This window comes from Thiohalorhabdus sp. Cl-TMA (assembly GCF_041821045.1).
Lineage (GTDB): Bacteria > Pseudomonadota > Gammaproteobacteria > Thiohalorhabdales > Thiohalorhabdaceae > Thiohalorhabdus > Thiohalorhabdus methylotropha.
Map to the genome: position 1 here is coordinate 1 of NZ_JBGUAW010000003.1, position 17,274 is coordinate 17,274.

22 protein-coding genes are annotated in these 17,274 nt (G+C 69.1%); 9 read left to right on the forward strand and 13 right to left on the reverse strand.

What is annotated here, in order from left to right; translation table 11 throughout:
• Window positions 1–74: 74 nt before the first annotated feature.
• A complete protein-coding gene (locus ACERLL_RS04430) occupies window positions 75–617 on the reverse strand; it encodes a DUF924 family protein (RefSeq protein WP_373654854.1) in 543 nt (180 codons plus the stop codon).
• Between the two features lie 78 nt (window positions 618–695).
• Here ACERLL_RS04430 and ACERLL_RS04435 point away from each other — a divergent pair, with 78 nt between their 5' ends.
• A complete protein-coding gene (locus ACERLL_RS04435; protein WP_373654855.1) occupies window positions 696–1,841 on the forward strand; it encodes an NnrS family protein in 1,146 nt (381 codons plus the stop codon).
• Here ACERLL_RS04435 and ACERLL_RS04440 read toward each other — a convergent pair.
• Window positions 1,823–2,440 carry a hypothetical protein gene (locus ACERLL_RS04440; protein ID WP_373654856.1) on the reverse strand — a complete coding sequence of 206 codons (618 nt, stop codon included), beginning with the start codon at window positions 2,438–2,440 and terminating at the stop codon, window positions 1,823–1,825. The two genes, ACERLL_RS04435 and ACERLL_RS04440, sit on opposite strands and share 19 nt — an antisense overlap.
• A gap of 283 nt (window positions 2,441–2,723) precedes the next feature.
• Between ACERLL_RS04440 and ACERLL_RS04445 the strand changes: the two genes are divergently transcribed.
• Window positions 2,724–4,184 carry an FAD-binding oxidoreductase gene (locus ACERLL_RS04445; RefSeq protein ID WP_373654857.1) on the forward strand — a complete coding sequence of 487 codons (1,461 nt, stop codon included), beginning with the start codon at window positions 2,724–2,726 and terminating at the stop codon, window positions 4,182–4,184.
• 26 nt (window positions 4,185–4,210) lie between these two features.
• Here ACERLL_RS04445 and ACERLL_RS04450 read toward each other — a convergent pair whose 3' ends face one another.
• Window positions 4,211–4,681 carry a methyltransferase family protein gene (locus tag ACERLL_RS04450; RefSeq protein WP_373654858.1) on the reverse strand — a complete coding sequence of 157 codons (471 nt, stop codon included), beginning with the start codon at window positions 4,679–4,681 and terminating at the stop codon, window positions 4,211–4,213.
• 115 nt (window positions 4,682–4,796) lie between these two features.
• Between ACERLL_RS04450 and ACERLL_RS04455 the strand changes: the two genes are divergently transcribed.
• The 4 genes from ACERLL_RS04455 to ACERLL_RS04470 all read left to right on the forward strand — a co-directional run bounded on the left by ACERLL_RS04455 (window position 4,797) and on the right by ACERLL_RS04470 (window position 7,537).
• Complete coding sequence (locus ACERLL_RS04455) at window positions 4,797–5,252, forward strand: YbaN family protein (RefSeq protein ID WP_373654859.1); 456 nt, start codon at window positions 4,797–4,799, stop codon at window positions 5,250–5,252.
• A 187-nt stretch (window positions 5,253–5,439) separates the two neighbouring features.
• Entirely contained in the window at window positions 5,440–5,838 is a 399-nt protein-coding gene (locus ACERLL_RS04460) for a DoxX family protein (RefSeq protein WP_373654860.1), read from the forward strand.
• Window positions 5,839–5,972: 134 nt separating this feature from the next.
• Window positions 5,973–6,944: a hypothetical protein gene (locus ACERLL_RS04465; protein ID WP_373654861.1), complete on the forward strand. Its 972-nt coding sequence runs from the start codon at window positions 5,973–5,975 to the stop codon at window positions 6,942–6,944.
• Complete coding sequence (locus ACERLL_RS04470) at window positions 6,941–7,537, forward strand: cytochrome b/b6 domain-containing protein (RefSeq protein ID WP_373654862.1); 597 nt, start codon at window positions 6,941–6,943, stop codon at window positions 7,535–7,537. The genes ACERLL_RS04465 and ACERLL_RS04470 overlap by 4 nt, the downstream gene beginning before the upstream one ends.
• A 40-nt stretch (window positions 7,538–7,577) precedes the next feature.
• On the opposite strand, the gene ACERLL_RS04475 is transcribed toward ACERLL_RS04470, so the two are convergent.
• From ACERLL_RS04475 to ACERLL_RS04505, 7 genes are all read right to left on the reverse strand, one after another.
• Window positions 7,578–8,315 (reverse strand): hypothetical protein, encoded by a 738-nt coding sequence (locus tag ACERLL_RS04475; protein ID WP_373654863.1) that lies wholly within the window; start codon window positions 8,313–8,315, stop codon window positions 7,578–7,580.
• A gap of 87 nt (window positions 8,316–8,402) precedes the next feature.
• Entirely contained in the window at window positions 8,403–9,056 is a 654-nt protein-coding gene (locus tag ACERLL_RS04480; RefSeq protein ID WP_373654864.1) for a hypothetical protein, read from the reverse strand.
• Between the two features lie 142 nt (window positions 9,057–9,198).
• On the reverse strand, window positions 9,199–9,522 hold the full coding sequence (locus ACERLL_RS04485) for a hypothetical protein (protein ID WP_373654865.1): 324 nt from the start codon (window positions 9,520–9,522) through the stop codon (window positions 9,199–9,201).
• 128 nt (window positions 9,523–9,650) lie between these two features.
• Window positions 9,651–10,706: a ribosome small subunit-dependent GTPase A gene (gene rsgA / locus ACERLL_RS04490; protein WP_373654866.1), complete on the reverse strand. Its 1,056-nt coding sequence runs from the start codon at window positions 10,704–10,706 to the stop codon at window positions 9,651–9,653.
• 300 nt (window positions 10,707–11,006) lie between these two features.
• Window positions 11,007–11,867: a pirin family protein gene (locus ACERLL_RS04495; protein ID WP_373654867.1), complete on the reverse strand. Its 861-nt coding sequence runs from the start codon at window positions 11,865–11,867 to the stop codon at window positions 11,007–11,009.
• Window positions 11,868–11,884: 17 nt separating this feature from the next.
• The gene (locus tag ACERLL_RS04500; protein WP_373654868.1) at window positions 11,885–12,457 is read right to left on the reverse strand and encodes a YceI family protein; all 573 of its coding nucleotides are present in this window, start codon (window positions 12,455–12,457) and stop codon (window positions 11,885–11,887) included.
• The gene (locus tag ACERLL_RS04505; protein WP_373654869.1) at window positions 12,454–13,032 is read right to left on the reverse strand and encodes a cytochrome b; all 579 of its coding nucleotides are present in this window, start codon (window positions 13,030–13,032) and stop codon (window positions 12,454–12,456) included. The genes ACERLL_RS04500 and ACERLL_RS04505 overlap by 4 nt, the downstream gene beginning before the upstream one ends.
• Before the next feature lie 264 nt (window positions 13,033–13,296).
• Between ACERLL_RS04505 and ACERLL_RS04510 the strand changes: the two genes are divergently transcribed.
• From ACERLL_RS04510 to ACERLL_RS04520, 3 genes are all read left to right on the forward strand, one after another.
• Window positions 13,297–13,527, forward strand: coding sequence for a hypothetical protein (locus ACERLL_RS04510; RefSeq protein ID WP_373654870.1), 231 nt, complete (start codon window positions 13,297–13,299; stop codon window positions 13,525–13,527).
• Window positions 13,528–13,826: 299 nt separating this feature from the next.
• The gene (locus tag ACERLL_RS04515; protein WP_373654871.1) at window positions 13,827–14,525 is read left to right on the forward strand and encodes a hypothetical protein; all 699 of its coding nucleotides are present in this window, start codon (window positions 13,827–13,829) and stop codon (window positions 14,523–14,525) included.
• Window positions 14,526–14,557: 32 nt separating this feature from the next.
• Window positions 14,558–15,292, forward strand: a complete 735-nt coding sequence (locus ACERLL_RS04520; RefSeq protein ID WP_373654872.1) for an oxygen-binding di-iron domain-containing protein — start codon at window positions 14,558–14,560, stop codon at window positions 15,290–15,292.
• Window positions 15,293–15,306: 14 nt separating this feature from the next.
• Here ACERLL_RS04520 and ACERLL_RS04525 read toward each other — a convergent pair whose 3' ends face one another.
• The 3 genes from ACERLL_RS04525 to ACERLL_RS04535 all read right to left on the reverse strand — a co-directional run bounded on the left by ACERLL_RS04525 (window position 15,307) and on the right by ACERLL_RS04535 (window position 17,202).
• Window positions 15,307–15,735, reverse strand: coding sequence for a MerR family DNA-binding protein (locus ACERLL_RS04525; RefSeq protein ID WP_373654873.1), 429 nt, complete (start codon window positions 15,733–15,735; stop codon window positions 15,307–15,309).
• An 11-nt stretch (window positions 15,736–15,746) separates the two neighbouring features.
• Window positions 15,747–16,385: an organomercurial lyase gene (gene merB / locus ACERLL_RS04530; protein WP_373654874.1), complete on the reverse strand. Its 639-nt coding sequence runs from the start codon at window positions 16,383–16,385 to the stop codon at window positions 15,747–15,749.
• 244 nt (window positions 16,386–16,629) lie between these two features.
• Window positions 16,630–17,202 carry a DUF421 domain-containing protein gene (locus ACERLL_RS04535; protein WP_373654875.1) on the reverse strand — a complete coding sequence of 191 codons (573 nt, stop codon included), beginning with the start codon at window positions 17,200–17,202 and terminating at the stop codon, window positions 16,630–16,632.
• Between the last annotated feature and the right edge of the window lie 72 nt (window positions 17,203–17,274).

A 17,274-nucleotide genomic window follows, 5' to 3' on the forward strand; every position in this document is an offset into this window, starting at 1 on the left:
AAGCTGGATGTGGTGTTCACCTTCTTCATCCACTTCGCCCTGATTATCGAGGCCTTATTAAGCGTTAACAGGCCCTAGAAAGCGGAGCCGGGCTGCCGGAGAAATTCCTCCTCCGCCGGTGTGGAGGCGCGCCCCAGCACGGCGTTGCGGTGGGGAAAGCGGCCGAAGCGGTCGATGACGGCCTTGTGGCGCCGCGCGAAGTCGAGGAATTCGCCGTCCCCCAGAGTGGCGAATAGGTCTACCGAGCGGGCCTGCTTGCCGGGATCCTCGCTGTGCTGGAGGGGCATATAGAGGAAAGCGCGCTGCTCGGGCGGGTCCAGCTCCCGATCGAAGCCTTGCGCCACTGCCCGCTCGGCGAGGTCGAGGGCCAGCGGGTCGGTGGTATAGGCGCGCGGATCGTCACGGAAGAGGTTGCGGGGGAATTGGTCGAGCACCAGGACGGCGGCCAGAGCGCTCCGGGGCGCCTCCATCCAGCGCCCGCCGCCCTGCTCCGCGGTCCGGGCATACAGATCGGCGAACCGTCTCCGGATGGCCGCGTCCACCTCCGGATCGCGGCGGAACCACTGCTCCGGGCGCAGCTCCGCGAACCAGAAGGCCAGCACTTGCTCGGCTTCCATGAGTCCTCCCGGACCTTTCCTCTGGGCCCTCCAGTGTGCACCCTTGGAAGCAGCTCCACACCCCCGCCGGAAGGAACCATGCCCCGCACGCCGGCCGTCGCCCTGTTCTTCCCTTCCGCGGCCCTGCTGGCCGTGACGGTGGTGGTGGCGAAGGCGCTGGAGGCCTCGGGCCTCGGAGTCCCCTGGCACGCGTCCGTTCCCCTCCGCTGGCACGGCCACGAGATGCTCTTCGGCTACGCCTACGCGGTAGTGGGGGGCTTCCTGCTCACCCGGCCGGACCCGGCACGGATTCTGGCCGCCTACCTGGCCTGGCTCGCCGGGCGGGTGGTCTACCTGGGGGCGGCACTGCCGTTCCCCGTGGAGCTGGGGGCAGCCCTGGCCTATCCGCTCCTCCTGTTCGCCTACGCCGGTCTGCCCCTGGCCCGGGCCGCCAAGAAGCCCCGCAACAAGATGTTCGCCCCGCTGATCGCCGCGCTGGCGTTAGCGGAGCTCCTCTACCAGCTGGGCCTCCACGGCGTGCTGCCCGGGGCGGCCCCGCGCGGCCTGCTGCTGGCCGCCGATCTGCTACTGCTTTTGCTGTTCGTCATGGGCGGCCGGATCCTCGCCACCAGCAGCTCGGGCGCCCACCAGGACCGGGGCCGCAGGCCGGCGGGCGTGGCCCAGCCCCGGCTGGAACGGGCCGGGGCAGCCTTGCTGGCCGGGACGGCCCTCGCGGATGCCACGGGCCTGGCGACCCCGCTTCCCGGAGACCTGAGCCTGGGCGCCGCGCTCGTGGTCCTGGTCCGAATCATCCGCTGGCGGGGCTGGCTGCTGCTTGGGGACCGCGCGCTGGCCGCGCTCCAGGCCGGTTATCTGTGGCTCGCCCTGGGCCTGTTCGCCAAGGGCGCGGTCCAGGTCGCCGGCAACGGATTGCCTTTCGAAGCCCTGCACGTGGCCCTGATCGGCGGCCTGGGTACCCTCACGGCCACGGTCATGAGCCGGGTGGCACTCCAGCGCACGCGGCGCGGCAGCGGTTTGCCCGCCTCCGTGGTGGCGGCCGTGCTCCTGCTGGCCCTTGCCGTTCCGGCGCGCCTGGAAGCGGGAGTGCCGGCGGGTCTGTGGCTTGCCGCTGCGGCCTGGGGCACCGCCTTTTCCCTGGTGCTCGCGGCGCTGGCCGGGGCCGCGTTCCGGCCCGCCGGGAGCCGGCCCGAGCCGCCGGGTCGGGGTCAACGGGGGCACCGGTAGGGGCCGGCGGCCTGCGGTCCCTCCAGTGCCCAGTCCGACCAGAGCGGGTCGCCTTCCACCTCTACGTCCAACGCCCGTAGCCACTGGGCCACCTTGCCGTTGGAGGTGATGGGCAGCCGGTAGGGTCCGGGGTAGGGGACGAAGACCAGATCGTAGGCCCGAACATAGAGGCGCCTGTCCGGCTCGGCGTGCATCCCGTCCAGACGGCGGCGCAGGGCGTCCACCTCGTCGCCGGCCACCCGGATGGGATAGAGGGCCTCCACGGGGACCCGGACGCGCAGGCAGACCACCCCGGGCTCCGGCGGGCCGGGCAGCTTCCGGCGGCCCAGGGCGGCCGGAGTGTTGCTGAACAGCGCGGCCAGACCGCTGCCGATGCCGGTATCCCGCTCGGCGTAGTAGCGCCAGTCGCCGTAGGCGTAGCGGATCAGGTCGCCGGTGGGCGTGCTCAGGACGAGGCTGGCGTGGCGCCCGTGGTCCAGCAGGAAAACGGCGCGGGAGGCGTTTCCCGGCTCCGGGGGCGGCCGCACGCCGGTGGCGGCGCAGCCGACGAGCAGGAGGCACAGGCCCGGCAGTAGTGCTCGGATGACGCCCTCGAACATGCCGTGCGGGCCCTCTCACCGTCGGGGGACCCGCCATTTTCCGTCCCACGACGGCCGCGCCGCAATCCGGCGGACCTAAGGCCGGCCCCGGTGCTTCCCGGGAATTTTTATTTCTCCATTCCATACCGCCGCCGGAGGCATATATTGGGGAGATGGGTAGCCGCCCGGTTATCCGCCACGGGCCGTTTCCGCGGCCCACCGCCTACCGAGGAAGTGAAGGGCCGGGGCTGGGTCCTTCCCACGCCTGACCCGCTCCCCTCCTGCCGCATTGAGGTATCTAGCCATGACCGAGCTACGCATCCGGTCGTTGAACGGGGGAGAGACGACCCTGAGCCGGGACGCGCTGGACGCGTTCGCCGGTGGGGTCCGGGGTATGGTGATCACGGACGGCTCGCCGGAATACGAGTCGAGCCGGTCCATCTGGAACGCCATGATCGACAAGCGCCCGGCCCTCATCGTCCGGGCCACGGGCCCGGCGGACGTCCTCCGGACCGTCAACTTCGTCCGCGAGCAGCAGCTCCTGCTGGCGGTACGCGGCGGCGGCCACAATATCGCCGGCAAGGCCCTGTGCGACGGCGGGGTGGTCCTCGACCTCTCCGCCCTCCGCGACGTCCGGGTGGATCCCCGGGCGCGGACGGCGCGGGTGGGGCCGGGCGCCCTGCTGGGGGACGTGGACCACGAGACCCAGGCCTTTGGCCTGGCCACGCCGCTGGGCATCAACTCCACCACCGGGGTCTCCGGCCTCACCCTGGGCGGCGGCTTCGGCTGGCTGACCCGCAAATACGGCATGACCATCGACAACCTGCTGTCCGCGGACCTGGTCACCTCCGACGGCAGCCTGCACACGGTCTCGGATTCCAGCGAGCCGGATCTGTTCTGGGCCATCCGGGGCGGCGGCGGCAACTTCGGGGTGGTCACCTCCTTTGAATACCGTCTCCATCCCGTGGGGCCGCACGTGCTGGCCGGACTGATCTTCTACCCACTCGCCCAGGCGCCGCAGATCCTGCGTCGGTACCGGGATTTCGTGGCGGAGATGCCCGAGGAGCTGACGGTCTGGGCGGTCCTGCGCAAGGCGCCGCCCCTGCCGTTTCTTCCGGAGTCCGCGCACGGCACGGACGTTCTGATCCTGGCCCTGCTCTACGCCGGGGACCCGGCATCGGGGCGGCGCGCCGTGGAGCCGCTCCAGGCCTTCGGCACCTCCATCGCCGAGCACGTGGACGTCATGCCCTACACCGCCTTCCAGGCCGGCTTCGACCCCCTGCTGACCCCGGGCGCCCGGAACTACTGGAAATCCCAGGACTTCACCGCCCTGAGCGATGCGGTCATCGACACGGTGATCGAACAGGCCGGCCGGCTGCCCTCGGAGGAGTGCGAGCTTTTCATCGCCTCCCTGGGCGGCGCCATGGGCCGGGTCCCGGAGACCGCCACGGCCTATGCGGGCCGGGACGCCAACTTCGTCATGAACGTGCATACCCGCTGGCGGGAAACGGCCCAGGACAGCAAGTGCCGCGCCTGGGCGCGGGAATGCTCGGAGGCGGTATCCCCGTATGCCACCGGCGGGGTGTACGTCAATTTCCTGAGCCAGGACGAGACGGGGCGCGTCCATTCGGCCTACGGGGCCAATTACGAGCGCCTGGCCGCCATCAAGGCCCGCTACGACCCGGCCAACCTGTTCCGCAACAACCAGAACATCGCCCCGGCCGTGAGCGGGCAGGGCCGCGAGCCGGAGAAGACGGAGGGGTAGACGGCCGGACCGGCCCCGGGGGCCGGTCAGATCCAGCGGCGGACCCGGCCCCGGTAAGTCCGGTAGGAGGCGCCGAAGGCCGCCTCCAGCAGGGCCTCCTCCCGGAGCACGAAGCGCCGCTCCAGAAGCAGGAAGAAAGGCGGGACCACCGCGAGTGGCGCCAGCGTGCCCAGGAGAAGGCCCGCGCCCAGCAGCATGAGTACCATGCCGCCGTACATGGGGCTGCGGCTGTACCGGAAGATGCCGTCGGTGACCAGGACGCTGGCCGGCTCGAAGGGCCGTACGGCGGTGGCATGGCGCCGGAAGCGCCGGGCCCCGGCCAGGCCAACGCCGAGCCCGCAGGCGATCACCGCGGGGCCCGAGAGGGTCCAGGGCCAGTCCAGCCAGCGGCCCAGGGGCAGGACGGCGTGAAGTCCGGCCATCACCGCCAGGGCGCCCACGAAGAAGACCGGCGGCGGGAGGTGGGGCTTATCGGAGGGGAGGGATCGGGGGCTCATGCACACCTCCTGGAGATGGTGCTCGCCGGGATACGGGGGAGGCGTCGGCGCATGCCCATCCCCTTACGTGGCTTATCGGGGGTATACTGACCCCACGTAGCCCGGGAGGTCCGTTATGCGCTGGCTCTGGCAGCTATTCGGCTGGTGCAACGTTGGCATGGGGGTAACCGGCGTCTTCCTGCCGGTTCTGCCCACCACGCCCTTTCTGCTCGTGGCTGCCTGGGCCTTTACCCGGAGCTCCGAGCGCGCCCACCGCTGGCTCGTGACCCATCCCCGCTTCGGTCCCTACCTGGAAGCCTGGTGGCAGTACCGCGCCATTCCGCGCCGCGGCAAGTGGATCGCCGTGCTCTCCCTGTTCGCGAGCATGGCCATCGCGGTCGGTGCCGGACTGCCCGTTTGGGCCCTGGTCCTGCAGGGGCTCCTGCTCACCTGCGTTGGCACCTTCCTCGTCACCCGCCCCACCAGCGAACGGATTGTCGAGGGATCCGCGGACCCCCTGCCGGCCCCGGGTTCCGCTCCGCCCGAACGGCGGGAAACGCCTTCCGCAGAACGGTCCCCACCCGAATACTGAGCCCGCGACGCCCGGAATCCAGACGCCGCAGCTGGAGCACGCCCGCACCGGCCCGCGGGCGCTGATCCGCCGAGCAGCCCCGCCGCGCCGAATTCCAGGCCCCGCCCTTGCACGAGAGGTTTTGTACCGGTATCAAGGGGTTACATTGGTGCTTGCAGGCACTTGAATCACTACAGGGGGCCGAATCATGATGAATTCCACGACGGCGAACAGCGCCGGCCTACTGGTCATGCGGGTGGTCCTGGGGGCGCTGATCCTGCTCCACGGCATCGCCAAGCTGATGTACGGGGTGGGCAGCATCCAGGGCATGGTAGCCGGGGCCGGGCTTCCCACCGTGCTGGCCTATGGCGTTTTCCTCGGGGAGGTGGTGGGCCCTGTTCTGCTCCTGGCGGGCTGGTACGCGCGGGTTGGCGCGGGCCTGATCGCCCTGAACATGCTCTTCGCCATCGGCCTCGCCCACACCGGCGAGATCTTCGCCCTGGGCCAGCATGGCGGCTGGGCCATCGAGCTCCAGGGCATGTTCCTGTTCACCGCCATCGCGCTGGCGCTCACGGGCCCCGGCCGGTTCAGCGTCAACGGCCGCTAGGTCCGCCCGCGCCCGGGGCCCTCCGGCCCCGGGCCGTGCTTTACAACCATTTCTGCAAGGGCGTACCCCTGGGTTGAGGGGCCGTCCCGAGCGGTCCCGTGCCGTCCGCGAAATCCGTCACCGGGAGCGCCCCCTTGCAGTTCCTCCCCAGGCCCGGAACTCCGGCCTTCGGGCTCCTCCGCCCGTCCGGCAGCTCGGCAGCCTTCGCGATTCTGCTGCTCACGGCGACCGCCGTCGGTGCCACCTCCCACTACGACCGGATTCAGTGCCTGGGATGCCATGGCGGCGATTCCCGGGAGGTAGTGGATCCGGAGACCGGGGAGCGCAGGGATGTGGCCCTGGATATGGCGCGCTACCGCCACGGTGCCCACCGGGCGCTTGATTGCCTGGCCTGCCACGAGCGGGGCTTCCGGAGCTTCCCCCACAATGCCAAGAAGCCCCTGACTTGCATGGAGTGCCATCCGCGCGAGGAGGCCGAGGGGCGGGAAGCCACCTTCGACTTCCGGCGGTGGGAGCGGCAGTTCAAGGATTCCATCCACTTCACCAGGCACAAGAAGCGATTCAACTGCGGGGAGTGCCACAACCCCCATTACTTCCGGGTCGCCGAAGAGCTCGGGGCTCCGCCGGAGATCATCGACACCCACAACCGGTGGTGTCTGCGCTGCCACAAGGAGAGGGCGGGGCGGTTCCCGCTTTCCAATCCCGCCGATCCCGATATGGTGGGCGCCCATGCCTGGCTGCCCCATACCGCCCTGCATCTGCGCGAGACTCGCTGCGTGGAATGCCATACCTCCAACGCGGCTCCCGTTTCCCATGATCTCCTGATCTGGGACGAGGCGAAACGGGACTGCGTGATCTGCCATTCCCGGGATACGGTTCTCCAGAGGACCCTGTATCGCCACCACCCGGAGGTGCCCGCCAGGCTCGGCTTCACCAATACCGCCGTGCTGCAGGACGGCTATGTCATGGCGGCCAATCGCAACCGGTATCTGGACCTGCTGTTCTATCTGGTGGTGGGACTGGCCTTCCTGTACGTCTTCGGCCATGCGGGGATCCGGTGGCGCCGCCGACGTCGGGGGTTATCCGGGGGAGGAGGCCGGCAATGACCGATGGCGATTCCTGGGCCGTGGTGCTGTGGGTCCGCCTCTGGCACTGGCTCACCGCCCTGCTGTTCCTGATCCTGTCCCTGACCGGGGTATATCTGCATTTCGCCCCCCGGGGGAGCGCCTCGGGCTACGCGCTGGCCAACAGCCTGCATGACCTTGCGGGGATCGCCCTGGCGGCCACCTACTTGGCCTACGTGGCCGGTGCCCTGACCACGGGCCACTGGCGCCATTTCGTGCCCGACCGGCGAGGTCTGGGTCAGCGGCTCCGGCGGGAGGTGGCCATCTACCTGCGGGCCGGGGACCCGGCGGAAGTCGCCGACCGCTTCAAGCCCCTGCAGCAGCTCACCTACCTGTTGGTGGTGTATGCGCTGCTGCCGCTGCTCATCCTCAGCGGCCTGCTATACCGCTACTATCCGGCGGTCCCGGTGGTAGCCCCGGAGGAGGTGCTCGGCCTCGGCGGACTCTGGCCCCTGGCCTCGGTCCACTACCTTCTGGCCATCCCCGGGATCGCCTTCCTGATCGTACATATCTACATGGGGGCCTTCGCACCCGGGTCCCGGGCCATGCTGAAGCGGATGATCATCGGGCGGTAGGGCGGGGGTATGGGAGCTGTCGTTCTCCCGCGGCCGTGGGTCAATCCGCCCGGATCGCGCCCAGGGCCCACTCCGTCAGAAGCCCGCCCGAGAGGGCGAGGGCGAAGCTCAGGAAGGTGCCGATGAGGATGAACTCGGCGAGCTTGCGGTGCTCGGAGTCCTTGATCTCGCCGAAGCGCAGAATGGATTTGGTGGCCAGCACGAAGCCGATCCCGGATGCCTGGCCGCTGAGGTAGAGGATCAGCACCAGCCCCCGCTCCAGCCAGCCGATGTAACGGCCGCCGTTCCGCAGGCCGCCGGCGGGGCTCTGCTCCTCCTCGAGCTCCCGGGTCAGCGGCTCCAGGAGCAATCCGATGACTACTCCCGCGGCCGGCACGGTGGCGAGGATGCCGGCGGTCACCACCAGGACCTGCGCATAGGTCCGCAGCGCGTCCCCGGTAAGCTGGCTTCCCCACAGGCCCGTTTCCCACGCGCCGGGGAAGGACCAGGCCAGGCCCGCCAGGAGGGCCAGACGGACGCCCTGCTCCCCCAGAAAGCTCCGGGGTCCGCGCGGCAGCAGATGGCTGCGGGACGCGTCCGAAAGCGAATGGACAAGCAGCAGGCTTCCCAGGAGCCAGGCGTTCAGGGTGCCCAGCAGCAGGGCACTCAATGCCGTCACCAGGGCCGCGTGCAGGAGCAGAGGGATCGGAGCGCCTTCCGGACGCGAAGGGGGATCCCGCCGCAGGACGAATTCCCCCAGCAGATGGGCTACGAGCAGGGCGAGGAAGGTGGGGCTCATGGGCGGGTCCTACCCGGTCTTTGCGGGGTTGTCTCTCTTTTAACAACCTTTAAATGTTGTTTTTGTTTTTACATTATTCAGGGGTTGTTACTTGCCCAGCTCCGTCTCGAAAGCGTCCAGGGCTTCCGCCAGTCCGTACCAGCCCGCGCTCTGCAGGGATTTGCTTACCGCCTGCTGGGTGACCGGCGGGGTCAGCAGGCTGCCGAGGTGCTTGTGGGAGGCGTCGGGGTAGTAGCAGGCAAGGCGGCCGGTCTCGATCTGGCGGCCTTCCCATTGGGCCATGACGCTGTCGCACAGGTGGACGGCCACTTCCGCCCAGGGTGCGGGCAGCCCGGGGTCGGGAGCGGCGGCCAGCCCCAGCCGGAAGCGCGGTCCCAGGCCGTCCAGAGCAGCCCCGGACAGTTCGAAGGCCTCGCCGGTGGACAGGGAGGTCCGTTCCCGGGACAGGGAGGCCACGCCGCCTATGCCGAGACCGATACGCGTGTCGGCAAACCCCTGGGCCAGCAGCGAGGCCCGCAGATAGACCGCCGTGCGCAGGGCGTTTCCCGGCGTCCGTAGCAGGAGCTGCCAGGAATCCCCCCGGAAGATGTCCACTTCGCCCGCCGGCCGGGGCTCCCAGGCGGCATCCTTCAGGTCGGCCACCGCCTCCCGGAGCCCGGCATGGGCCCGGTGCAGCTCTGTCGCCGACAGGGAGCGAGACCGCACGAGGTCGCCCGTGAGCACGGCGTAGCAGTCGTTCATGGCCTCCGCCGAGGAGATGGTGGATGCGCGCCCGGCCGATCCCGGGACTTACCGGACAAAGGTACCTGCTTTCGCCGACAATCTCACGGGTCGTCCGCGGAAAGCGCCGGGAGCGGCTGCCGCGGTGTCCGCCATGGCGGCGTCAATGGTGAATGACGATGCGGCGTCCGCCGGGATCCACGTCCACGGTGGCGTCAGCCTGCTCGGCGGCGGGCGCAAGCTCCTCCAGCCCATCGAGGCCCTGGAGGCGGGAGAGCGCCCGCAGGCAGTCCGGTCCCCGGCAGGATACCAGCACGCCATTGTCCGGGTCGTGCCGGCAGCCGAGGGACGCGGCGTCCACCGCCAGGTCCACGCCCTTGGGCATGTTCAGGATCACGGGCTCCGCTCGGAGGATCTGGACGCGGGCCTTGTTGACGCTCTCCGGGTCGGTCCAGTCGAGGGCGGGGAGGTTGCTGTAGTCGAGCATGGGAGCCTCCTCAGGGGGTACGGCCAGAAAAGTGAGGAGGGGGAAGGGCCTCTGCAGCATTGGAAAGGAAAACCGCCGGGACGTTCCCGGCGGTTCCGGTAGCGCGCGAACCGGCTTGGGCGCCGGTGTCAGGACCGTCCCGTCTGATCCCGTTTGGTCCGCATCACCTTGCGGGCATAACGGTGGAAGTCCCGGTGGCGCTCGCGCTGCTCGGCCTCCGTCTCCGCCAGCCGCTGCTGCTCGCGCAACAGCTTGTGCCAGTTCCGCAGCCGGCGGGGGTCCAGGTCTCCGGCCTCAACGGCGGCGCGCACCGCGCAGCCGGGCTCCTGCTCGTGGGCGCAGTCGCGGAAGCGGCACTGCCTGGCGAGCCGCTCGATGTCCTCGAATACCTCCGCGAGGCCCTCGGTGGCCTCCCCCAGCCGCAGCTCCCGCATGCCCGGGGTATCCAGCAGCCAGGCCCCGCTGGGTAGGGGATAGAGGGCGCGGTGGGTGGTGGTGTGGTGGCCCTTGCCGTCGCCCTTGCGCACCCCGCCGGTGGCCTCCACCTCACCGCCGGCCAGGCGGTTGAGCAGGGTGGACTTGCCTACCCCGCTGGAGCCCATTACCGCGACAGTGGCGCCCGAAGTCAGCCAGGGAGCGAGGGCCGCGGCCGCATCGTCGTGGCGCGGATCCAGCGTCACCACGCCGTCGTGTCCGGGCAGGGCCTCGATGGAGCGGCGGGCATTCTCTGGATCCTTGGCGAGATCGGGCTTGGTGAGGACCGCCACCGCATCCACCTCGCCCTCCCGGGCCATCACCAAGTAGCGTTCCAGGCGCGAGGGGCTGAAATCGCCGTCCAGGCCCATGACCACGAACAGGGTGTCCACGTTGGCGGCCATGGGCTGGGCCCGCTCCGCCGTGCCGGCGGCACGCCGCGCCAGATGGGTGCGCCGCTCCAGGCGGCGGCGCAAACCGCCGTCCGGGTCCAAAAGCAGCCAGTCGCCCACCAGGGGGCGGTCGGCGGGATGGGTGGAAGGTGGCAGCCCGAGGCGCCGCTCATCGCCGGCGGCCTCGAGGATCCGCACACTGCGCCCGTCCGTATCGGCCACGCGCACGGGACGGGCGGTTTCCAGCTCCTCCAGGTCGAGCTGGGTCAAAAAGTCGTTGTGCCAGCCCATGCGGGCCAGCGCATTCTGGTCGTCCATGATCGGAAGCTCCGGATATCCGGTGAGGATACGGGCTTCGCGGGGAAGCCCGGCCACGGGGCCAGGCGAGGCGGGTCAGCGGAGGGAAGGCAACCCGGCGACCGCACACTGCCCGGCGATGGTGACCAGCTCTGGAACAATCATGGAGCGTCTCCGGGCAGTGGCGGAAAAGGGATGGGGAAACTATAAGCCGGTAGGGAAAATGGGGCAATCCCCGGCGATGGAGGATCAGTCAGGCGGAGCCTGGACTCCGGGTGAGAGAAATAAATAGGCCGGGCGTCCGGTGGACACCCCACCGCATCAGATCTCTCGGAAGGCCGCCCGGTCACGCACCAGGTTGCCGTCTCGGTAGTCGCGGAAGGCCTGCTCCAGCTCTTCCCGGTTGGTCATGACGAAGGGTCCGTACTGGGCGATGGGCTCGCCAATGGGCCGCCCCGCCACCAGCAGCAGGCGGGCGCCTTCCGGTCCCGCGTTCACGGTTACCGCGCCCTCCTCCCCGAGCACGATCAGGCTGGTGTCGGGGACGTCCTGGCCGGCCACCCGCGCCGAGCCCTCGAACAGGAAGGCGAAGGCCGCGTGGCCGTCCGGCGGTTGGTGGGTGAAGGTGCTCCCCGGCTCCAGCCGCACGTCCAGGTAGCTGACATCCGTATTGGGGTCCTCCACCGGGCCGGCGGTTTCGCCGTAGCGACCCGCCAGCACCCGAATAACGACCCCTTCCTCGGCCACCTCGGGCACCGCCTCGGGCCGGATCTCCTGGTACTCCGGGGCGGACATCTTCTCCGCCGCCGGCAGGTTGATCCAGAGCTGGAAGCCGCGCATGAGGCCCGCCTCCTGGCGGGGCATCTCCGAATGGATGACCCCGCTTCCGGCCTTCATCCACTGCGCCCCGCCCGGATCGAGCCGCCCCTCATTGCCCATGCTGTCACCGTGGGCCATGTGACCGTCGAGCATGTAGGTGAGGGTGATGAAGCCGCGGTGGGGATGGTCCGGGAACCCGGCGCCGTAATCGTCCGGATTGTCGGTGCCGAAGTGGTCCAGCATGAGGAAGGGATCGAGGTGGCGCCTGGCGGGCGTGCCGATGGTGCGCAGGATCCGGACCCCGGCCCCCTCGGAGACCGCCGTCGCCGGTACCACTTGAGCCACTGCACGTTGTTCCGCCATGACGCCGCTCCTCCTGGTTACTGCCGGACGCCTTCGATGGACAGGGTCAGGGCCACTTCCCGGGCCTTGGGGCCGAGGTCGTAGTCGATGCCGAAGTCCTTGAGGGCGATCTTGGTGGTGCCGCGGAATCCGCGCCGGTAGCCGCCCCAGGGGTCCGGGCCGTGCCCCACGTGCTCCGCATCGATGGTCACCGGCTTGGTGATGCCGTGCAAGGTCAGATCGCCCTTGAGGGTGGCGGTTCCGTCGCCGTGGTCCTCGAAGCTGGTGCTGACGAACTTGGCCTCGGGATGCTCGGCCACGTGCAGGAACTCGTCGCTGCGCAGGTGCTTGTCGCGCTCGGCGTGGTTGGTGTCGATGCTCGCCGGGTCGATGTTCACCACCACCTCGGAGGCGTCCGGGTTGTCCTTGTCATAGGTGAAGTGGCCGGAGAGGTCGTTGAAGCGGCCGTACAGCCAGCTATAGCCCAGGTGCTGGATCTTGAACTGGATGAAGGCGTGCTGGCCCTGGGTATCGATCTTGTATTCCGCGGCCTGGACGCCGGGCACGGCAAATCCGAGGGCCAACAATCCCGCGAGCAGGATCTTCTTCATGGGTGAAGCTCCTTGTTGGAGGATACGTCCGAGGTTCCGGGACGGAGCATGCGCCGCAGGGTCCGGTCCCGGTCGAAAAAGTGGTGCTTGAGGGAGGCCGCGGCATGCAGGGCCACCAGGGCGATCAGGCCGTAGGAGAGCCAGCGGTGGAGCCAGCCGGCCAGGTCCTCCTGGCGCTCGAAGCCGGCAGCCACGGCGGGTACCTCGAACCAGCCGAACACTTCGATGCCCCGTCCCTCGGCGGTGGAGATCAGGTACCCGGCCGCCATCAGCACCAGAAGCAGCCCGAGCATGGCCCGATGCGCCAGCACCGCCGTCCGGCGCTCCAGCGGCGAGCCCTCCGGGGTCGGGGCCGGGTTGAGGCGGCGCCACAGGATGCGGCCCAGGAGCAGCCCGAACAGCAGGATGCCCACGGACTTGTGCAGCGCCGGCCCGCGGTTGTACCACGGGTCGTAGTAGGTGAGCTCCACCATCCAGAGGCCCAGTCCGAATAGGCCGAAAATCGCCAGCGCCGAGATCCAGTGCAGGCCGATGGCCACCCAGCCATAGCTGTCCCGCGTATTCCCCAGCTGCATGCATGTCCCTCCAAGTCGCAGGAGCGCATGGTGTCCGTTGCGAAATAAAAGATAAACCCTGCGATAAGCAAAACACTGTTGCGATTCAGGAAACAAAAGGAGTCGGGCAGCAAGACGCGGTGATCCGTAAGGGGCCGGCACGAATGGACGACCGCGAATCCATATGCCTGCATGGGGCCCACATGCGTTTTATCAGTACCCGAGTGCGCGCTGCCGCCGGCAGCAGCTCGCGGAAATGTATCCGGTATCCCCAGGGAGGGCGCCATGCGCTGGATCGCCTATAGAGACGCCAAGGAAGAACTGTTCGCCCATCAGCGCGAGCGACTGCGCCGCAACCACGAGCTGCTGGACGCCATCGTGCAAGATGGCTACTCCGGGCTGGATCACATGACCGCGGAGGAGCTGGGCAGGGAATACGAGCAGGTGTTCGGGGAGCCCGTGCGGGTGGCTCTGGACCGCAGCACGCCGGGTGAGGATGAGGGGGACGTGGCCTGAGCGCGTCGGAGGTCCGGCAACCGGCTGCAGGAGGAATGCGCTTCCCGGAGCCAGCGCCCGACGGTGGCCCCTCGGGCGCTCCCGGACGGCATCGGGTCGCTTACCGGAACGGCGCGCGCGTACCGGCGTTCGACATGCCCGTCCGGGAAGGGTGGCGCGGCGGCCATCGCCCCGGGAAGAACCGGTCAGTACCTCGCGCGAGGGATGGCGTCCCCGCTTTCCGCTGTGGCAGAAAATTGTGGCAAAACTTTTAAGGGAATTGAGACAATCGGGAGCCAAATTCAGCGGGAGGCAATGGGATGCGGCAACAAGCCATGGATCTCGGGCCGCGGGCCGCTCCGGCGGGCTCGGGCCTGGAGGGCACCGTGAACCGCCCTTCCCGGCAACAGGACCACCACCACAACTATTACGTGGCCAGCGCGCGGGCCGGGGCCCGGCTCATGGGCATCCTGCGCCATATCAAGGAAATGTACGTGGTGGTTATCAATTCCCAGCTGGTGGTTTCGCGAGCGGGGGAGGAGGCCTCCGGATTCCGGGCCATCTCCGAGCGCCTGAACGACCTCGCGCGCGAGGCCGGAGAGGAGATCCGCGGCGTGAACCGGGAGGCGGAGGCCATCGCCCGGCGCGCCGTGCGTCTGTTCCAGGCGGAGGTGGCCCATCGGCGCTTCGCCCAGGCTCGCGAGCGCGCCGTGGCTGCGGGCGAGGCCCACAATCTGGACAAGGCATTCGCCACCCACAACGAGCGCCTCGGCGGGGCCCGCCAGCAGGCCCTGACGGCGCTGGACCGGCTGGAGCGGCATCTGGACGGTATTGAGGCGTTCCTGGATTCCGCCAACTACTTGGCGGTCAACGCGCGCGTCGAGGCGGCCAAGACGGCTTCGTTCCGGAGCCAGTTCGATTCGGTGGCGAACCACATCCAGGACAGCCTCTCCCATATCCGCTCGGTGATGGAGGAGGTGCGGGCGGATGTGGCCGATCTTCAGGCGATCCGGGAGTAGGGGGCGCGGCTCCCGCTCTTCCAGAGGAAATCATGCAGGCGACCACGCTTTTCGACGGGGATTACCAGTGGCTGGTCCTGGGGCGCGACCCGGACCGCAACGCCAAGATCATCGACACCAACCAGTTCCTGATCCGCACGGAACGCCGGGCCATGGTCCTGGAGCCCGGCGGGGTGGAGATCTTCCCCGCCATGCTCATGGCCGTCCTCCATCAGGTGCCCGTGGAGCAGATCACCGACCTGTTCGCTTCCCACCAGGATCCGGACATCATCTCCTCGCTGGGCCTGTGGGACAACGCCCTTCCGGAGGCCCGGCTGCACGCCCCGTGGATGTGGGAGGGCTTCATCCGGCACTTCGGCTGCGACCACATCGAGTACCTGGGCATCCCGGACCAGGGGCACGCCATCGAGCTCGACGGCTTCCAGTTCCAGGCCCTTCCCGCCCACTTCCTGCATTCCTCCGGCAACTTCCACCTCTACGACGCCAGCGCGCGCATCCTCATGAGCGGTGACATCGGCATGGCCCTGGAGCCCGAGCAGGAAAAGGCGCCCCTGTTCGTGGAGGACCTGGAGCAGCACTTCGAGTACATGCGTCCCCTCCACCAGCGCTGGATGCCCTCCAACCGGGCCAAGAACGAATGGATCAGCCGGGCCCGGGACCTGGACATCGAGATCCTGGCGCCCCAGCATGGCCGCCTCATCAAGGGGGCCGACGTGGGGCGCTTCCTGGACTGGCTGGAAGAGCTGGAAGTGGGCATCACCTTCTAGCAGGTTCCGACCGGCTAGCCGCAGGAAGCGTCCCCCTCGCCGTTCCGCGGCGTCATCATCAATGCCCGCTCTATGTCCGGGCCGGCGCCGGGAGTATCGCCCCGGCATTGCTCCACGAGCCCAAGCAGGCCGTCCTGCATGGTTTGCAGCGACCCGAGGCTGCCCTCGATCTCGTGGAGCTTCTCCATGATCAGGCGCTGTAACCTTGCGGGGCCGTCGTCGCCGGATTCCAACAGGGCGCGGATCTCCCGGAGGGTGAAGCCCAGCACCTGCGCCCGGCTGATGAAGCGCAGGCGCTCCGTCGCAGAGGCCCAGTCCGGGTCGTGGCCGTCCATGGCGCCGGCCGGTAGGGAGACCAGGTCCTGAAGCTGGTAGTAGCGGACGGCGCCGGGGCTGACTCCGGCGGCTTCCGCCAGGCGGTGGAGGACGGAGTCATCGGCCATGGTGGTGCCTCCTACGGCTCCCCGTCCAGCAGGTGGGTCCAGACCGCCTGCCCCAGACGGAATCCCTCCTCGAGGCTGAGGACCTGCGTCCCAGGAGGCAGGTCGCGCCAGCCGGCTTCCGGCTCCGGACCGGCGAGGAAGCCGATGTGCTGATTGAAGGCGGCCCGCACGCCGTACCGGACCGCCTCCGTTTCCGGGACGCGGAAGGCCAGACGCACGTCCTCGGGCTCGGAATCGAGTACGCCCTGGGGGGCCACGCGCAGTAGGATGTCGTCATCGGTGGCGAAGCACCGGCTGGTCAGCGCCACTTCCTCCTCCAGCAGGAAGGGAAGGACCAGGGGGTCCCAGGCACCCCACGCGAACAGGTCGCGCTCGCCCACGCGCAGGTGGTGCCGGGTGGGGAACAGGTCCAAACCCCAGAATCCGATGATGCGCCCGTCCTCGTCGTAACGCACGCCCCGCCAGCCATCGAGGAGGCGACGGACCGCCTCTGCCGCCCATTCGGCGCGGTCCGCCAGCTCCTCCGCATCCACTGGATAGCCCCGTCCGAGCAAGCGGAACAGGACCGGCACCAGGTGGCGCCCCTCGCTACCGAAATCGGGGAAAAGGGGCAGAAGCGCGGCGGTAAGATCCGAGGTGGTGGTGTCCATGTCGGGCTCCTTGGGCGCCCCGGTCCGCCTCCGCCCGAGCGGTGGGCCGGTGCGGCACTTGGGCAGGGAACTGGAGGCGGCACCAGCCTGCGGTCCGGGGGCGCTGCCATGGGACCTTCCGCGGGAATGCGACGGACACCTCGCGGATCCCCGGAAAGTCGATCACAGGGTGATGGGGCTCCCTCGCATTATAAATTCCCGGGAAGGCGGAGTGGCATACCACGCAAGGTGGGCGTGTGGCGGTTCAGAGCTCGTTCAGGGACCGGGCCACCTCGGGGAGCTTCTCCCGGCCTTCCACCGCCATGAGCAGGCGGGGGTCCAGCTCCTCCTCCTGGCCGAACCCGTGCAGGACGGTGATGTGGCCGGTGGTCTCCAGCACCACGGCGCGGAGGGTGTCGATGTCGTTCACGTTGGCGCCCCGCAGCTGTGCCCAGAGGTCCTCCTGGGTGATCTGTCCCCGCCGCATGTTGTCCCAGAGGATCTCCGTGCCGGCCATGAGCAGAAGCGGCGGGTGGTCGATGCCCTTCTGGATGGACTGGTACCGGCGCCGCAGGAAGGCCACGCCGCCCTGGAAGGTCAGCAGGCCGAGGATCGCCACCAGGCCGTTCAGCAGGGGCGGCTTCGCCGTGAGGACGGTGGAGGCGATTACCGAGCCTAGGGCGATGGTGACCGCGAAATCGAAGCCGGACATTTCCGAGAAGCTGCGTGGCCCGGCAATCTTCGACAGGAAAATGGTGGCCGTGTAGATCAGGAGCACGGACACCAGGACCATGACCAGGGTGGAGACCGGGGTGAGTATCCAACCGGATTCCAGCATCCTTACCTCCCCGTAGGGCCTAGAGAGCCAGCCGCCGCGGCCGCGTACGCAGTCCTTGCCGGTGGCGACAGC

Coding starts and splice junctions, on each gene's coding strand:
- ACERLL_RS04430 (WP_373654854.1), bottom strand. CDS start 617: ATGGAAGCCGAGCAAGTGCTGGCCTTCTGGTTCGCGGAGCTGCGCCCG.
- ACERLL_RS04435 (WP_373654855.1), top strand. CDS start 696: ATGCCCCGCACGCCGGCCGTCGCCCTGTTCTTCCCTTCCGCGGCCCTG.
- ACERLL_RS04440 (WP_373654856.1), bottom strand. CDS start 2,440: ATGTTCGAGGGCGTCATCCGAGCACTACTGCCGGGCCTGTGCCTCCTG.
- ACERLL_RS04445 (WP_373654857.1), top strand. CDS start 2,724: ATGACCGAGCTACGCATCCGGTCGTTGAACGGGGGAGAGACGACCCTG.
- ACERLL_RS04450 (WP_373654858.1), bottom strand. CDS start 4,681: ATGAGCCCCCGATCCCTCCCCTCCGATAAGCCCCACCTCCCGCCGCCG.
- ACERLL_RS04455 (WP_373654859.1), top strand. CDS start 4,797: ATGCGCTGGCTCTGGCAGCTATTCGGCTGGTGCAACGTTGGCATGGGG.
- ACERLL_RS04460 (WP_373654860.1), top strand. CDS start 5,440: ATGATGAATTCCACGACGGCGAACAGCGCCGGCCTACTGGTCATGCGG.
- ACERLL_RS04470 (WP_373654862.1), top strand. CDS start 6,941: ATGACCGATGGCGATTCCTGGGCCGTGGTGCTGTGGGTCCGCCTCTGG.
- ACERLL_RS04475 (WP_373654863.1), bottom strand. CDS start 8,315: ATGAGCCCCACCTTCCTCGCCCTGCTCGTAGCCCATCTGCTGGGGGAA.
- ACERLL_RS04480 (WP_373654864.1), bottom strand. CDS start 9,056: ATGAACGACTGCTACGCCGTGCTCACGGGCGACCTCGTGCGGTCTCGC.
- ACERLL_RS04485 (WP_373654865.1), bottom strand. CDS start 9,522: ATGCTCGACTACAGCAACCTCCCCGCCCTCGACTGGACCGACCCGGAG.
- rsgA (WP_373654866.1), bottom strand. CDS start 10,706: ATGGACGACCAGAATGCGCTGGCCCGCATGGGCTGGCACAACGACTTT.
- ACERLL_RS04495 (WP_373654867.1), bottom strand. CDS start 11,867: ATGGCGGAACAACGTGCAGTGGCTCAAGTGGTACCGGCGACGGCGGTC.
- ACERLL_RS04500 (WP_373654868.1), bottom strand. CDS start 12,457: ATGAAGAAGATCCTGCTCGCGGGATTGTTGGCCCTCGGATTTGCCGTG.
- ACERLL_RS04505 (WP_373654869.1), bottom strand. CDS start 13,032: ATGCAGCTGGGGAATACGCGGGACAGCTATGGCTGGGTGGCCATCGGC.
- ACERLL_RS04510 (WP_373654870.1), top strand. CDS start 13,297: ATGCGCTGGATCGCCTATAGAGACGCCAAGGAAGAACTGTTCGCCCAT.
- ACERLL_RS04515 (WP_373654871.1), top strand. CDS start 13,827: ATGCGGCAACAAGCCATGGATCTCGGGCCGCGGGCCGCTCCGGCGGGC.
- ACERLL_RS04520 (WP_373654872.1), top strand. CDS start 14,558: ATGCAGGCGACCACGCTTTTCGACGGGGATTACCAGTGGCTGGTCCTG.
- ACERLL_RS04525 (WP_373654873.1), bottom strand. CDS start 15,735: ATGGCCGATGACTCCGTCCTCCACCGCCTGGCGGAAGCCGCCGGAGTC.
- merB (WP_373654874.1), bottom strand. CDS start 16,385: ATGGACACCACCACCTCGGATCTTACCGCCGCGCTTCTGCCCCTTTTC.
- ACERLL_RS04535 (WP_373654875.1), bottom strand. CDS start 17,202: ATGCTGGAATCCGGTTGGATACTCACCCCGGTCTCCACCCTGGTCATG.